This is a genomic window from Cereibacter changlensis JA139 (genome assembly GCF_003034985.1).
In the GTDB taxonomy this organism is placed as follows: Bacteria; Pseudomonadota; Alphaproteobacteria; order Rhodobacterales; family Rhodobacteraceae; genus Cereibacter; species Cereibacter changlensis.
In genome coordinates this window covers 14,511-27,376 of record NZ_PZKG01000016.1, presented here as the reverse complement: position 1 = coordinate 27,376, position 12,866 = coordinate 14,511, and the positions used below count along the sequence as shown (strand labels likewise).

Sequence of the window (12,866 nt, the reverse complement as noted above, 5' to 3'; positions counted from 1 at the left end):
GCCAGGCATTCCACGTCACCAATCGCCGCCGTCAGGCGCTCGAGCCGCGCGGCACCAGAACCGGCAGCGGCCCCTCCACCCGCAGCGGGGCCGGCCGGCCCGCCAAGAGATCCATCAGCCGGTCGATGGCGAGCCCGGCCACGGCGTCGAGATGCAGGTTGGTCGCAGTGAGGGCGGGACGCTCCTCGCGCGCCCGCAAGCCGTCATAGCGCGTGGCCACCCGCACCTGCTGCGGAACGGCCCGCCCCGCCTCGCGCAGGGCGCACATGACGCCGGTCGCGAAGGCATCGACCGAGGCGAAGACCGCATCCAGATCGGGCAACTCGCGGATCAATGCGTGCATCGCCTGCCGGGCGCCCTCCTCGCCCGCCGCCTCGGGGATCCGGATGACGTGGCACGGCAGTCCGGTCGCCGCCATCCGCTCCAGATAGACCGCCTCGGCCTCGGCATGGGAGGCGCGGGCCGAGGCGCCGATCAGCAGCGGCATGCAGCGCGTCGGCTGTTGCAAGAGGTGCCCGATCAGCAGGTCGGCGGTCTGGCGGTAGTGCATGTCGATCCAGGGCAGGTCGTCGCGCGGCGGCTGGCCGATGACCACCACCGGCACCCCGCGCCGGGTCAAGAGGTCGAGGAACGGGTCGGACTGCGCCGGCTCGATCAGGATCGCCCCGTCCATCACGACATTGCGCAGCGCCGTCTCGGGATCGGCGATCGGCGGCACCAGAACGAGGGTCGCGTTGTGCTCCAGCGCCGAAATCGCCGCCGAAGCCGCGACCTCCATCAGGAAGCCGAGCTTGGAAGAGCCCGCGGAGACGGCGGGCGGCATGGAAGTCATCACCGCGAGCGTGTTCGAGAGCCCGGTGCGGAAGTGCCGGGCGGCGAGATTGGGCACATAGCCCAGTTCCGCAACCGCCGCCTCGACGCGCTGCCTTGTCTCGCGATCCACCGCCCGCGCGCCCGACAGCGCGTTGGAGACCGTGCCGGGCGACACCCCGGCCAGCCGCGCCACGTCCTTGACCGTCGCCCTGCGGGTCCGGAAATCGTTCATGTCCTGCCCATTTGCCAAGCACCCCGCCGAAACTTCGCCCACCGGACACCTGCGGACAAATCTCGCTCATTAAATCGTTTTACTCAACTCTGATTCGCGGGCATTAGACATTAAATCGTTTTACTGAGGCTCAAGATGACCAGCGTTGACCAGACCACGATCCGCCGCCGCCAGACCGGACTGACCGCGCTCGACCGCGCGGCGACGGCGGGCGGCTACACGCTCTATGCTCCGCAGACCGGCAACGGCCAGGTGCTGCTGGTGGATATCGAGGGCGAACGCGCGCATTCCTGGCAGATGCCGGTGCGGCCCGGGCGCGACGCGGTCATCCTCGCCAACGGCAATCTCGGCTACAACGGCAGCCACGCCACCTCGGCCGCGCTCTATCCCGCCTGGGATCTCTGGCATGGCGGCGATTTCTACGAGGCGACGCCGGAAGGGGAGATCGTCTGGCGCCACGAGGACATCTTCCATCACCACGATGCGCAATGGCTGGAGAACGGCAACCTGCTCTACACCGTCGCCGCGCCCTTGCCCGCCGACAAGGCCGCACGGGTGACGGGGGGCGATCCGCGCAAGGATGGCGCCGACGGCATCATCCAGTCCGACATCATCCGCGAGGTGAACCGCGCCGGCGAGACGGTGTGGGAATGGCGGATCTGGGACCATCTCGACCCCGCCGATTTCCCGATCCACCCGAATTTTGACCGCCGCCACTGGCCGATGGTCAACGGCCTCTCGGTCACCCGCGACGGGCTGGTGCTGATGAGCCTGCGCACCACCTCCGGCGTCATCGCCGTCAAGCGCGACACCGGCGCGGTGGTCTGGCATGTCGGCCCCGATGTCGTGGCGCAGCAGCACACCCCGGTCGAGACCGAGAGCGGCGCGATCCTCGTCTTCGACAATGGCAACCTGCGCACCGGCTCCACTTCGCCCTTCTCGCGCGCGCTGGAGTTCGACCCGTCCGGCAAGGTGGTCTGGTCCTACACCGACACGCTGCCGATGGCCTTCTTCTCGCCCTACATGGGCGGCTGCCAGCGGCTGTGGAATGGCAACACCCTGATATGCGAGAGCGCCTTCGGCCGGCTCTTCGAGGTGACGCCCGAGGGCAAGGTCGTCTGGGAGTTCGTGATCCCGGAGTTCGGCGAATACCCCGCCCCGCTGAACAGCTTCATCACCGGCATGCACAACAGCTGTTTCCGCGCGCATCGCTACGCCAAGACCGCCCTGCCCTGGCTCTGAGGAGGCAAAGAATGTCGGACGCCCGCGAGACCGACCGCGCCGCGACGGGAGCCTCCGGCCTCGCCGCGGGCCTGACCGGCGCCGCCCATCTGGCCAAGCCGCTCTTGTCCTTCGGCTTCATCCTCGCGATCTGGGTCGGGGTGACGGCGGCAGGCCTCGTGCCCGATCAGATCTTCCCGTCGCCGCTCTCGGTCTGGCAGGCGACGATGGAGATGGCGACGAACGGCACGCTCGCCACCGATCTCGCCGTGTCGCTGCGCCGCGCCGCCACCGGCTTTGCCATAGGCACCACGCTTGGCATCGCGCTGGGGCTGCTGACAGGACGGGTCGCGCTGGTCCGCACCCTGCTCAACCCGTTCCTGACGCTGCTGCGGCCGATCCCGGCCATCGCGCTGGTGCCGGTGGCGATCGTCTGGTTCGGGATCGGCGAGGGATCGAAGTATTTCGTCATCTCCTACACCGTGTTCCTGACGGTCTGGTTCAACACGCATCACGGCATGGAATACATCCCCGACATCTACCTGCGCGCCTCGCGCTCGCTCGGGGCCTCGCGGATGCGGGAGTTCGTGCAGGTCGTCATCCCCGCCGCGGCGCCGCACATCTTTGCCGGCATCCGGCTCGGGGTCGCCCTTGCCTTCCTGAGCCTCGTCGCGGCGGAACTGTCGGGGGCCTCCTCCGGCCTCGGCTACCGCCTGCAGGAGGCGCGGCAATACATCCGCACCGACCGGATGTTCACCCTTCTCATCATCCTGGGCGCGCTCGGCGCCGTGGTCGATCTGGTCGTCCACTGGCTCGGCAAGAAGCTCGTCCACTGGCAGCAAGGATAGCGTCATGTCCCAGGGCCACGTCCGCGTCGACGACATCTCGATCCGCTTCAAGGGCAAGCAGGGGCCGGTCACCGCCCTCGCCCCCACCACGCTGCATCTCGCGCCGGGCAGCTTCACCGCCCTCATCGGCCCCTCCGGCTGCGGCAAGTCCACGCTGATGAACGCGATCGCCGGCTTCGTCCGGCCCGCCTCCGGCGCCATCACCCTCGACGGGCGCGAGATCACCGGCCCCAGCGCCGATGTCGGCGTCATCTTCCAGCAATATGCGCTGTTCCCGTGGTTCACCGCGCTCGGCAATGTCACCTTCGGTCTGAAGCGCCTCGGCCTGCCCAAGGCGGAACTGCACGAGCGGGCAATGGCGGCGCTGGCCGAAGTCGGCCTCGCGCAGCATGCCAGGAAATATCCGCAGGAGCTGTCCGGCGGCATGAAGCAGCGCGTCGCCATCGCCCGCACCTTCGCCTTCGGCCCCAAGGTGATGATGATGGACGAGCCCTTCGGCGCGCTCGACGCCCAGACCCGGGTGGTGATGCACGACCTGCTGATCGACATCTGGCAGAAGCATCGCGCCACCGTGCTCTTCGTCACCCATGACGTGGACGAGGCGCTGCTGCTGGCCGACCGCATCTGCGTGATGAGCCAGGCGCCCGGCAGGATCATCCGCGACTACAGGCTGGACCTGCCCCGCCCGCGCTCGCTCCGCGCGCAGGCCGAGGTGCTGCTGCCGATCCGCGAGGAGATCATCTCCCTGCTTCACCCCTCCCACTCCAAGCCCTGAGGACATCATGAAACACACGCTCTTCGCCCTTGCCCTGCTGCCCTCCGCGGCTCTCGCAGACCCGATCAGCTTCGCCTGGACCCCGAACCCGCAGACGCCCCAGGTCGACGTGGCGCTGGCGAAAGGGTATTTCACCGAGGCCGGCCTCGACGTGCAGATCGTCACCTTCGCCTCGGGCCGCGAGGCCTTCGAGGCGCTCCTGGGCGGGCAGGTCGACGTGGCCTTCATGGCCGAATTCCCGGCCGCCACCGGCGCCCTCACCAAGCAGGACTTCGCCATCGTCGCCGACCTGTCGCGCTACACCGGCAGCCGGATCATCGGCAACACCGAGCAGGGCGCCCTCGCCACCCCCGCCGATCTGGCAGGCAAGCGCATCGGCACCACGCTGGGCACCAATGTCGATTACTTCCTGTCGGAAGTGCTCCGGACCGCCGGCGTCGAGGCCGAGGTCATCAATGCCGCGCCGGGCGATCTGGTGCCGGCGCTGCTGCGCGGCGATGTCGACGCCATCGTGCCCTTCCCCACCTTCTACGCAGGGGCCGCCGAGGCGCTCGGCGACAAGTATCAGGAATTGCGTCCCGGCGGCTATGCGCCGCATTACGTGCTCGCGGCGACCACCGCGATGACGGGCGAGCGGGGCGCGGATCTGACGGCCTTCCTCGGGGCGCTGGTCAAGGCCGACGCCGATGTTTCCGCCGACCCGGCCGCCGCGGCCGAGGCCGTCTCCGCCTCGATGGGCGGCGCCGTGGCCCCGGCCGAGTTGCAAAAGATGTGGGCCGACGTCGATCTCGGCACCACCCTCTCGGCCGATCTCCTGGACCTCCTGGTCAGCGAGGCCAGCTGGATCGCCGCCAAGGGCGTGGTGAAGGCCGACGCGCCGACCGCCGCCACCATCGCGCCCTATCTTGACGCCACCGCCCTCAGCGCCGTGGCCCCCGAGGCCGTGAGCCTCGACTGACCCTCTTCTCCCCCGCCGGCCCCGCACAGGGGCCGGCGCAGCGCCCGGACGGAGCCTCCGGCGCCCTCCTGAGCACCGCATCTTGCGCCGGCACTTGCCGACAAGCTGGCACAACCTCCCCGATCTGCGGCATGCCCTGACTTATGCAAGGCACGGCCTCCGCGTGATTCCAGCTCCGCGCTTGGTTGGCCAACGTCTGGAGAAGGCGTGACGGCGAGCACCCACCGTGCTTTCCCACCGGCGCAGCCCCCCTCGTCGTCAAGCGCGGGCATTGCACGAGCAGCGGTGCCTCTCCCGCCCGGATCTCGAGTCATGGCTTTCGGAAGTTCCACCGGACGGGGGGGCCCGAAGGCGCCGCCTTGCGATCCCCACGATCCGGCAACCGCCAACGGCCCACGCAGCGCCGCTCCTCCTGAGCAACTCGAGAGGGGGAGCATGGTGATGCCATCCGCTCCGGCCACCTTTCAGCGCGCGGGACAAGGGCCGTGCGAAGCGCCTCTGTGTCCCACGGTGTCCCCGACGCAGAAGCGCAGGCTCAGGCCCAAGAAGGGCACCAGAGGAAACATAGCAATTCAGGGAAATAAGATGGTGCCCAGAGACGGAGTCGAACCGCCGACACGCGGATCTTCAATCCGCTGCTCTACCAACTGAGCTATCTGGGCCCCGACGAACGACGCTGCCGTTCGGAGTGGCGTGGTATTAGAACAGGGCGCGGGGGGTGTCCAGAGGGATTTGGCGATTTTTTTGCTCCGCGCGCCGCTTCAGTGCCGGGGCGGGTCGTCGCCCTCGCCCGCACCCTCGGCGCCGCCGTCCGGCAGCTCCTCATCCTCGACCGGAACCCGGTAGGAGCCGGTGAGCCAACGCCCCAGATCGACGTCGGCGCAGCGGCGCGAGCAGAAGGGGCGGTATTTCGGATCGGTCTCGCGGGCGCAGATCGGGCAGGTCATCTCAGGAGCTCGGACAGGGGGGCGCGGTCGCGCTTTCTCACCAATTCGTAGAGCCCGAGCGGGGTCCAGCCGGCGAGGCTGGTCTCCGCCGACTCGCCGCGGAAGGCGGCGCGCAGCACCTGTTCCAGCGTCGCCCGGTCGCGCTTGGGCATCGGCGCGAAATCCACCACCACCTGCCCGCCCAGGCCGCGCAGCCGCAGCTGGCGCGGCAGGTCGCGGGCGGCGGCGACATTGGCCTTCATCCCGGCGGCGGGCGAGGTATCGGCGCCGGTGTTCACATCGACGGCGACCAGCGCGCGGGTCGGCTCGATCACCATATGGCCGCCGCCGGGCAGCGGCACCTCGAAATCCAGCACCGCGTCGATCATCTCTTCCACGCCATGCGCGGCAAAGCTGCCCTCGGCCTCGGCCACCTCGTCGGGCGCCGGGTCGGACCAGTCGCGCCAGGCCAGCTCATGCGCGCCGGGCGCGTCGACCAGAAGCTCCGGCCCGCCCTTGGTATCCACCAGCACCGCCTCCGCCAGATCGCGCATCGCGCGCAGGTCGGTGGCGATCTCCTCGGCCTCGGCGCTCTCGCAGGCCGAGCGCAGGATCGCGCCGAGATCGGGGGCAGCCCCCTGCATCGCCTCGGCGGCGAGCGCCGTCAGTTCCTCGCGCAGATCCTCCTCGCGGATGCGGCGCGAGATGTTCAGCCCCGGCGCGCCGGGGGTCAGGATGCAGAGCCGGCTCTTGAACAGGAGCCGCGTCGTTACCGGCACGGCCTTGCCCGGCTCGGCGGCGCCGGTCACCTGCACCAGCACCGACTGGCCCGGAGCAAGGCCGGAGACCTGCCGCAAAAAGCCGGTGGCGCCGGGCAGCTTCACGAAGACACCGCCCTGCCCCTTCATCTGCCGGTCCACCACGGCGCGGTAGATCGCCTCGGGCGCCGGGGCCTCCCCCTCGCCGTCGATCAGCAGGTCTTCCAGTTGCCCATCCACCACCAGCGCCGCCGCGGCGCGGCCGCGCAGGCTGTCGAGCACGACGACACGACCCTTCATTGGTCTCTCCGATACAGGGGGCAGCCCGCGGTCGCCAGCATCGCCGCGGTCTCTGCCAGGGGCAGGCCGACGATGCCGGTGAACGAGCCGGAAATCCAGGGGATGAAGGCCGAGGCGAGGCCCTGGATGCCGTAGCCCCCGGCCTTGCCCTGCCATTCGTTGCTGTCGAGATAGGCGTTCAGTTCCGCGTCCGACAGCCGCTTCATCTTGACCGCCGAGACGACCTCGCGGGTCCAGAGCCGCTCGCCGCGCCGCACGGCCACGGCGGTGATCACCTGATGCCGCCGCCCGCCGAGCGCCAGCAGGAAGGCCGCAGCCTCGCCCGCGTCGGCGGGCTTGCCCATGATCCGGCGGCCCAGCGCCACCGTTGTGTCGGCGCACAGCACGATATCCTCGGGCCCCGCCTGCACCGCCGCCGCCTTCTCCGAGGCGATCCGCGCGCAATAGGGCCGAGGCAGTTCGCCGCGCCGCGGCTCCTCGTCGATGTCGGGGGGAAGGATGGCATCGGGAATGACGCCAAGCTGCGCCAGCAACTCGCGCCTGCGCGGGCTGGCCGAGCCAAGAATCAGCCGCACTTACTTGAAGCGGTAGTTGATGCGACCCTTGGACAGGTCGTAGGGGGTCATTTCCACCTGCACCTTGTCGCCTGCCAGAACACGGATGCGGTTCTTGCGCATCTTGCCTGCCATCACCGCGATCAATTCATGGCCATTGTCGAGCTCGACCTTGAATGTCGCGTTGGGCAGGAGTTCCTTCACGACACCGGGGAATTCGAGCGTATCTTCCTTGGCCATGGTCTCTCCAATGAGGTATTGCCCGCGGCGAGCGCAGGCACGAGGCGTTAAATGCGCCGGGATCACGAGATTTTCAAGAGGTAAATTGCCGGTCAGGCCGAAGTGACGCCCGGCGCCAGCCGCAGCGCCTGTTCGTCCCAGTGCCGGTGGTTCAGAACACCGCCATTTTCGCGCACTTCGGCGATGTCGGCAAGGCTGATCTCGGCCATGGCCCAGCCCGGCTGGTTCAACTCGGTTTCCGCCAGAATCCCGGTCTCGGGCCAGCCCCGGTCGGGGGGCCCGTAGATCGCGGCGCGGCCCACGTTCTCGTCCACCGCCGGGCAGAAGTCGCAAAGCCCGACCGTCGGCGCATGCACCACAACGCATTGATTCTCCAAGGCCCGCGCCATCGACCCGACCCGGACGCGGGTAAAGCCCGCGTAGCTGTCGGTGCAGGAGGGCGCGAGCAGGATCTCGGCCCCTGCCTCCACCATGGCCCGCGCCAGCAGGGGAAACTCGCTGTCATAGCAAATGACGATGCCGATCTTCCCGAGCGCTGTATCGAACACCCGCGCCTCTTCCCCCGGCACGACGAACCAGGTCTCGCGCTCGAACCGGGTCATGATCAGCTTGTCCTGGTGGCCGATGATCCCTTCCGGCCCGTAGAGCGTCGCCCGGTTCACCGGGCGCTCGCCCGTGAACACCGGCCCCGAGCCGCCGAGGATATGCACCCCATGCGCCGCAGCGAGTCGCAGATGCAGCGCATCCATCGCCGGGCGGTGCCGCGCCACCTCGTGCAGCGCCGCCTCCAGATCGGCGGCGACCTCCCGCCCGCCCAGCGAGGCCAGCTCCATCGCGCCATATTCCGGGAAGACCAGCAGCTCCGCCCCCTGCCCCGCCGCCTCCGCGACCCAGGCCGTCAGCTTGTCCTCGACGGCGTCGAGACTGTCGAACCAGTCCAGCGGATAGGCGGCGGCGGCGATCTTCACGAAGGCGTCCTTTCGGTGGCGAGTCAGAGCTCGCGGATCCAGAATTGCAGCGGCTTCTTCGACGGCTCCGCCTCGCCCACGTCGGTCCAGGTGAACTCGGCCACCACCCCCGGCATCGGCGCATAGCCACGGTTGCGCCAGAACTCCTCGTTGCTGCGGGCCCGCGCCGGGCGCAGCGGATGATCCTCGGGCCGCAGCACCGAGCAGAAGGCCGACCAGCGCCGCCCCAGCGACCGGGCATGCTCCTCGCGCAGATCGAAGAAGCGATGCCCCATCCCCCGCCCGCGCCAGGCGGGCAGCAGCACCGACTCGGCGCAATAGAAGATGTCGGTCAGCGCCATCCCGGTCCCGGCGAAGGCGCTGGCGAAATCGTCCGAATGCCCTTCCATCGGCGTGCCGGTGGCGGCCCCCACCAGCTGCTCGCCCTCGAAGGCGCCGACCAGCAGCGCCCCCGGAGCATCGCGATACCAGCTCAGGTAGCTGCGCTCGTAGTCCATCGTGCCTTCGTAGAGATAGGGCCACTCGCGGAACACCGCCATGCGCAGCGCCGCCACCTCGTCCAGCCGCGCCTCCAGCGCCGCGCCCTGCAGCGCGCGGGCCTCCAGCGTCATGCCGAGACCTGCCGCACCCAGTCGTTCAGGTTGTAGAAGGTCGTCACCCGGGCGATCCTGCCGTCGCGCAGGTCGAAGAACGCCCCGGCGGGCAGCACATAGCGTTGGCCCTTGGCCTCCGGCAGCCCCGGATCGGTCTGCAGATATTCGCCATGCACCACGAATTCCGCCGCCCCGCGCGTGCCCTCGTCATTGGCGAAGATCACCATGTCGCGCAGTTCCTCGCGGTAGCTGACGCCCATATGCGAGCAGAACTCGGCGAACTTCTCCTTGCCATGGCGAATCTCGCCCTCGTTCACCCGGTGCTCGATGTCGTCGGTGACGCAGTCCAGCATCCCGGCCGCATCGCCCGCGTTGAAGGCCGCGTAATAGCGCCCGATCACCTCATGCCCCATCGGTCTTCTCCCTTGCTTCCGGCGGGCCGAAGCGCGCCACCATCCTGTCCCTGATCTGGTCGCGCACCTGACGATAGACCTGCAGCTTCGCCTCGCGCCCCTCTCCCAAACCCGTCGGGTCCATGATCGGCCAGTATTCCACATCAAGATGATAATATCGGGTGAGTTCAAGCGCCATCCGCTGACTGGCCGGAGACAGCGCCACGATCAGATCGAAGCCCGACAGATCGTCGCCCCAGTCCATCATCTCCTCGAAGCTGCGCGAGCGGTGCCGCTCCAACTCGATCCCCAGCTCCTTGCAGACGGCCACGGTGAAGCCGTCCACCTCCATGTCGTTCTTCACCCCGGCCGATTGCACATAGGCCTGCTGGCCATAGAGCTTCTTCATCAGCCCCTCCGCCATCGGCGAGCGCACCGCGTTGTGATCGCAGCAGAACAGCACCGAGGCCGGAGGTTTGCCCGCCACGCTCACCCCCAATGCAGCACGCAGATCAGGGTGAAGAGCCGCCGGGCCGTGTCGATATCCACCGCGGCCTTGCCCTCCAGCCGCTCCTGCAGCACCCGCGCGCCCTCGTTGTGGATGCCGCGCCGCGCCATGTCGATCGCCTCGATCTGGCTCGGCGGCAGGCGCTTGACCGCGTCGAAATAGCTCTCGCAGATCTGGAAGTAATCCTTCACCACCTGCCGGAACGGCCCGAGGCTCAGGTGGAACTCGCCCACCTTCTCGGTCGCCTCGGTCTGGATGTCGAAGACCAGCCGCCCCTCGCGGATCGCCAGCGCCAGGCGGAACGGCCCCTCCGGCGCCAGACGCCCGTCGCGGGCCGGCAGGGCAAAGCTGTTGTCCTCCAGCAGGTCGAAGATAGCGACCTGCCGCTCCTGCTCGATCTCCGGCGTGGGCAGCGCCAGCCCCTGATGGTCGATCTCGATATGGCAGATGCGATTCGTCATGCGTCGCTCAGCTGAGCCGCCTCCCAGTCCCGATACGTAGTTCCATTGGGCAAGTGCCATTCCGTGCGACCGTTCGCAGACCGCCCGAGGACGACCGCCGCAGCAGCAGATGGACTCGCGAAGGCATAGTCGGTGGTGAAGACCGCATTATGGTCATTCACCATCAGCACGGCAGACTCGATGAGCTGGCTGTGCAGCTTCCGGTATCCAGCATTATGGTCTCCCGATCCGACCCAAGCACGTCGCGCAAGGGAGCCTTGACGCACGACGAATTCGCCGTCCTGCAGCCCCGCGAGAGCAACGATATTCTCCTTCAGAAATTCAAGCCGGAACTCCGCCGCAGGCACAGGCACCACGCTCTCCGGCGCCGGGATCGTCGCCCTCTTCTTGCTCGTGATCAGGTCAATGCCAAGCGCCGGCAGCACGATCCCGAGCGTATCGAGGAACTCCTCCATATTGGAACGCGCCGCCTCCGACAGGCTGGAGCGAGGTGGTGTATTCCCATTCTCCAGCGCCACGTTGCCAGCGTTCCGCGCCAGTTCGACGATACGCGACTCGAGGAACTTTATGTGGGCCTTGTGAAGATTGTTGGCTGAGGTGGTGACGATCACCACATCCGTCCACCAATCTTTCGCGACATCATGAGCCTTGATGCGCGCGGCGACATCTTCCCCTTCTCCCACATAGGCGCATGCCTTACCGTCGAGATCGCCGAGAAGAAGATAGACGCCCGTGAAGCTCGCCTCCCTGCGCGCCAGCCCTTCGGTGATCCGCGTGCGGGGCACCTTGAGAATGTGACCTGTCCAGTTGAAAACTTCAGCCGTGAGGATGCCCTCCGGCCTTCCGTCCACGAAGAAAAACTCCAGGGATCTTCCATACGAGGCCATCTCAGCCCTCGTTCAGACGGTCGAGCCTTGCGCGGACCGACAGGCCATGCGCCTCGAGGCTCTCGGAGATCGCCAGCCGCTCCGCCGCAGGGCCGATCGCCCGCAGCGCGGCGGGGGTCATCTTGGCGATCGTGGTGCGCTTCAGGAAATCCATCACCGACAGCCCGCTGGAGAACCGCGCCGAGCGTGCCGTGGGCAGCACGTGGTTCGGCCCCCCCACATAATCGCCGATCGCCTCCGGCGTCCATGCCCCGAGGAAGATCGCCCCCGCATGGGTGATCCGTTCCGCCAGCGCCTCGGGATCGGCGACGCAAAGCTCCAGATGCTCCGGCGCCACCCGGTTCGAGAGCTGGGCAGCCTCCTCCAGATCGCGCACCACGATCACCGCGCCGAAGTCGCGCCAGCTCGCCCCGGCGATGCCGCGCCGCTCCAGCGTCTCGAGCCGCCTGTCCACCGCCGCCGCCACCGCCTGCCCGAAGGCGGCATCCGGCGTCACGAGGATGGCCTGCGCGCTCTCGTCATGCTCGGCCTGGCTCAACAGGTCCAGCGCGATCCAGTCCGGATCGGTCTCGCCATCCGCGATCACCAGAATCTCCGACGGCCCGGCGATCATGTCGATCCCGACCTTGCCGAAGACCCGGCGCTTGGCCGCCGCGACGAAGGCATTGCCCGGCCCGGTGATCTTGTCGACCGCCGCGATGGTCTCGGTGCCATAGGCCAGCGCCGCCACCGCCTGCGCCCCGCCGATGCGGTAGACAAGGTCCACCCCGGCGATGCGTGCTGCCAAGAGCACCAGCGGGTTCACCACCCCGCCCGGCGTCGGGCAGACGACGACCAGCCGCTCCACCCCCGCCACCTTGGCCGGGATCGCGTTCATCAGCACCGAGGACGGGTAGGAGGCAAGCCCCCCCGGCACATAGAGCCCCGCGCTCGAGATCGGCCCCCAGCGCCAGCCGAGCGTGGCGCCCGCCGCATCCTCCCAGCGCGCATCCTCCGGCATCTGCCGCGCGTGATAGGCGCGGATACGCTCCGCCGCCAGCTCCAGCGCCGCCCGGTCCTCGTCCGAGACCTTGGCGCATTCCGCCTCGATCTCGGCCTCGGAAAAGGCCAGCCCGTCGGCCGCCAGCTCCAGCCGGTCGAACTTCGCCGTCAGCTCGATCACCGCCGCATCGCCGCGCGCCCGCACATCGGCGATGATCCCCGCCACCACCGCATCCACATCGGGCGAATCCTCGCGCTTCATGCCGAGGAGGGCAGAGAAGGCGGCCTCGAAACCGGCATCGCGGGTGTTCAGGAAAAGCGGCATGGCGGACACTCCAAAGGACAGCCCCCCTTACCGCGCCCGCCCCCCCGCCTCAAGCGCCGCGCTGCCGCAACGGGCCGACCGAGGAGGCGAAGTCCCTCCCCTCATTTTCTGTCCGAAAATATCCTC

16 protein-coding genes and 1 tRNA gene are annotated in these 12,866 nt (G+C 68.4%); 4 read left to right on the top strand and 13 right to left on the bottom strand.

All coding sequences use genetic code 11. From position 1 onward, the window contains the following. Window positions 1-31: 31 nt before the first annotated feature. Window positions 32-1,045, bottom strand: a complete 1,014-nt coding sequence (locus tag C5F48_RS05665) for a substrate-binding domain-containing protein (protein ID WP_107662940.1) — start codon at window positions 1,043-1,045, stop codon at window positions 32-34. A 135-nt stretch (window positions 1,046-1,180) separates the two neighbouring features. Here C5F48_RS05665 and C5F48_RS05660 point away from each other — a divergent pair, with 135 nt between their 5' ends. Genes C5F48_RS05660 through C5F48_RS05645 form a run of 4 tightly spaced genes read left to right on the top strand, consistent with a single transcriptional unit; the run spans window position 1,181 to window position 4,847 of the window. Further along, window positions 1,181-2,287 (top strand): aryl-sulfate sulfotransferase, encoded by a 1,107-nt coding sequence (locus C5F48_RS05660; protein WP_107662939.1) that lies wholly within the window; start codon window positions 1,181-1,183, stop codon window positions 2,285-2,287. An 11-nt stretch (window positions 2,288-2,298) separates the two neighbouring features. Then, the gene (locus C5F48_RS05655; protein ID WP_107662938.1) at window positions 2,299-3,114 is read left to right on the top strand and encodes an ABC transporter permease; all 816 of its coding nucleotides are present in this window, start codon (window positions 2,299-2,301) and stop codon (window positions 3,112-3,114) included. Between the two features lie 4 nt (window positions 3,115-3,118). Continuing rightward, complete coding sequence (locus tag C5F48_RS05650) at window positions 3,119-3,889, top strand: ABC transporter ATP-binding protein (RefSeq protein ID WP_107662937.1); 771 nt, start codon at window positions 3,119-3,121, stop codon at window positions 3,887-3,889. 7 nt (window positions 3,890-3,896) lie between these two features. Then, complete coding sequence (locus C5F48_RS05645; RefSeq protein ID WP_107662936.1) at window positions 3,897-4,847, top strand: ABC transporter substrate-binding protein; 951 nt, start codon at window positions 3,897-3,899, stop codon at window positions 4,845-4,847. A gap of 586 nt (window positions 4,848-5,433) precedes the next feature. On the opposite strand, the gene C5F48_RS05640 is transcribed toward C5F48_RS05645, so the two are convergent. The 12 genes from C5F48_RS05640 to hisD form a co-directional block, all read right to left on the bottom strand. Further along, window positions 5,434-5,509 (bottom strand) — tRNA-Phe (locus tag C5F48_RS05640). 99 nt (window positions 5,510-5,608) lie between these two features. Next, window positions 5,609-5,794, bottom strand: a complete 186-nt coding sequence (locus C5F48_RS05635) for a DNA gyrase inhibitor YacG (RefSeq protein ID WP_107662935.1) — start codon at window positions 5,792-5,794, stop codon at window positions 5,609-5,611. Next, the gene (locus tag C5F48_RS05630) at window positions 5,791-6,831 is read right to left on the bottom strand and encodes a ribonuclease E/G (RefSeq protein ID WP_107662934.1); all 1,041 of its coding nucleotides are present in this window, start codon (window positions 6,829-6,831) and stop codon (window positions 5,791-5,793) included. The genes C5F48_RS05635 and C5F48_RS05630 overlap by 4 nt, the downstream gene beginning before the upstream one ends. Continuing rightward, window positions 6,828-7,406 (bottom strand): Maf family protein, encoded by a 579-nt coding sequence (locus tag C5F48_RS05625; RefSeq protein ID WP_107662933.1) that lies wholly within the window; start codon window positions 7,404-7,406, stop codon window positions 6,828-6,830. Before C5F48_RS05625 ends, C5F48_RS05630 begins: the two co-directional genes overlap by 4 nt. Next, a complete protein-coding gene (infA, locus tag C5F48_RS05620; protein ID WP_107662932.1) occupies window positions 7,407-7,625 on the bottom strand; it encodes a translation initiation factor IF-1 in 219 nt (72 codons plus the stop codon). A 92-nt stretch (window positions 7,626-7,717) separates the two neighbouring features. After that, window positions 7,718-8,593 (bottom strand): carbon-nitrogen hydrolase family protein, encoded by an 876-nt coding sequence (locus C5F48_RS05615; protein WP_107662931.1) that lies wholly within the window; start codon window positions 8,591-8,593, stop codon window positions 7,718-7,720. Between the two features lie 23 nt (window positions 8,594-8,616). Beyond that, window positions 8,617-9,204 carry a GNAT family N-acetyltransferase gene (locus tag C5F48_RS05610; RefSeq protein ID WP_107662930.1) on the bottom strand — a complete coding sequence of 196 codons (588 nt, stop codon included), beginning with the start codon at window positions 9,202-9,204 and terminating at the stop codon, window positions 8,617-8,619. Continuing rightward, entirely contained in the window at window positions 9,201-9,599 is a 399-nt protein-coding gene (locus C5F48_RS05605; RefSeq protein ID WP_107662929.1) for a ketosteroid isomerase-related protein, read from the bottom strand. Before C5F48_RS05605 ends, C5F48_RS05610 begins: the two co-directional genes overlap by 4 nt. Continuing rightward, window positions 9,589-10,071: an arsenate-mycothiol transferase ArsC gene (locus C5F48_RS05600; RefSeq protein ID WP_107662928.1), complete on the bottom strand. Its 483-nt coding sequence runs from the start codon at window positions 10,069-10,071 to the stop codon at window positions 9,589-9,591. The genes C5F48_RS05605 and C5F48_RS05600 overlap by 11 nt, the downstream gene beginning before the upstream one ends. Next, the gene (locus C5F48_RS05595; protein ID WP_107662927.1) at window positions 10,068-10,547 is read right to left on the bottom strand and encodes a UPF0262 family protein; all 480 of its coding nucleotides are present in this window, start codon (window positions 10,545-10,547) and stop codon (window positions 10,068-10,070) included. Before C5F48_RS05595 ends, C5F48_RS05600 begins: the two co-directional genes overlap by 4 nt. After that, window positions 10,544-11,434, bottom strand: coding sequence for a GIY-YIG nuclease family protein (locus C5F48_RS05590; RefSeq protein WP_107662926.1), 891 nt, complete (start codon window positions 11,432-11,434; stop codon window positions 10,544-10,546). Before C5F48_RS05590 ends, C5F48_RS05595 begins: the two co-directional genes overlap by 4 nt. A gap of 1 nt (window position 11,435) precedes the next feature. Next, window positions 11,436-12,740, bottom strand: coding sequence for a histidinol dehydrogenase (gene hisD / locus C5F48_RS05585; protein ID WP_107662925.1), 1,305 nt, complete (start codon window positions 12,738-12,740; stop codon window positions 11,436-11,438). Window positions 12,741-12,866 lie beyond the last annotated feature (126 nt).

Bases quoted from the DNA above. Each gene is read 5' to 3' on its own strand.
- C5F48_RS05665 (WP_107662940.1), bottom strand. From the start codon at position 1,045: ATGAACGATTTCCGGACCCGCAGGGCGACGGTCAAGGACGTGGCGCGG.
- C5F48_RS05595 (WP_107662927.1), bottom strand. From the start codon at position 10,547: ATGACGAATCGCATCTGCCATATCGAGATCGACCATCAGGGGCTGGCG.
- C5F48_RS05590 (WP_107662926.1), bottom strand. From the start codon at position 11,434: ATGGCCTCGTATGGAAGATCCCTGGAGTTTTTCTTCGTGGACGGAAGG.
- C5F48_RS05660 (WP_107662939.1), top strand. From the start codon at position 1,181: ATGACCAGCGTTGACCAGACCACGATCCGCCGCCGCCAGACCGGACTG.
- C5F48_RS05605 (WP_107662929.1), bottom strand. From the start codon at position 9,599: ATGGGGCATGAGGTGATCGGGCGCTATTACGCGGCCTTCAACGCGGGC.
- C5F48_RS05610 (WP_107662930.1), bottom strand. From the start codon at position 9,204: ATGACGCTGGAGGCCCGCGCGCTGCAGGGCGCGGCGCTGGAGGCGCGG.
- C5F48_RS05645 (WP_107662936.1), top strand. From the start codon at position 3,897: ATGAAACACACGCTCTTCGCCCTTGCCCTGCTGCCCTCCGCGGCTCTC.
- C5F48_RS05630 (WP_107662934.1), bottom strand. From the start codon at position 6,831: ATGAAGGGTCGTGTCGTCGTGCTCGACAGCCTGCGCGGCCGCGCCGCG.
- C5F48_RS05635 (WP_107662935.1), bottom strand. From the start codon at position 5,794: ATGACCTGCCCGATCTGCGCCCGCGAGACCGATCCGAAATACCGCCCC.
- C5F48_RS05655 (WP_107662938.1), top strand. From the start codon at position 2,299: ATGTCGGACGCCCGCGAGACCGACCGCGCCGCGACGGGAGCCTCCGGC.
- C5F48_RS05650 (WP_107662937.1), top strand. From the start codon at position 3,119: ATGTCCCAGGGCCACGTCCGCGTCGACGACATCTCGATCCGCTTCAAG.
- hisD (WP_107662925.1), bottom strand. From the start codon at position 12,740: ATGCCGCTTTTCCTGAACACCCGCGATGCCGGTTTCGAGGCCGCCTTC.
- infA (WP_107662932.1), bottom strand. From the start codon at position 7,625: ATGGCCAAGGAAGATACGCTCGAATTCCCCGGTGTCGTGAAGGAACTC.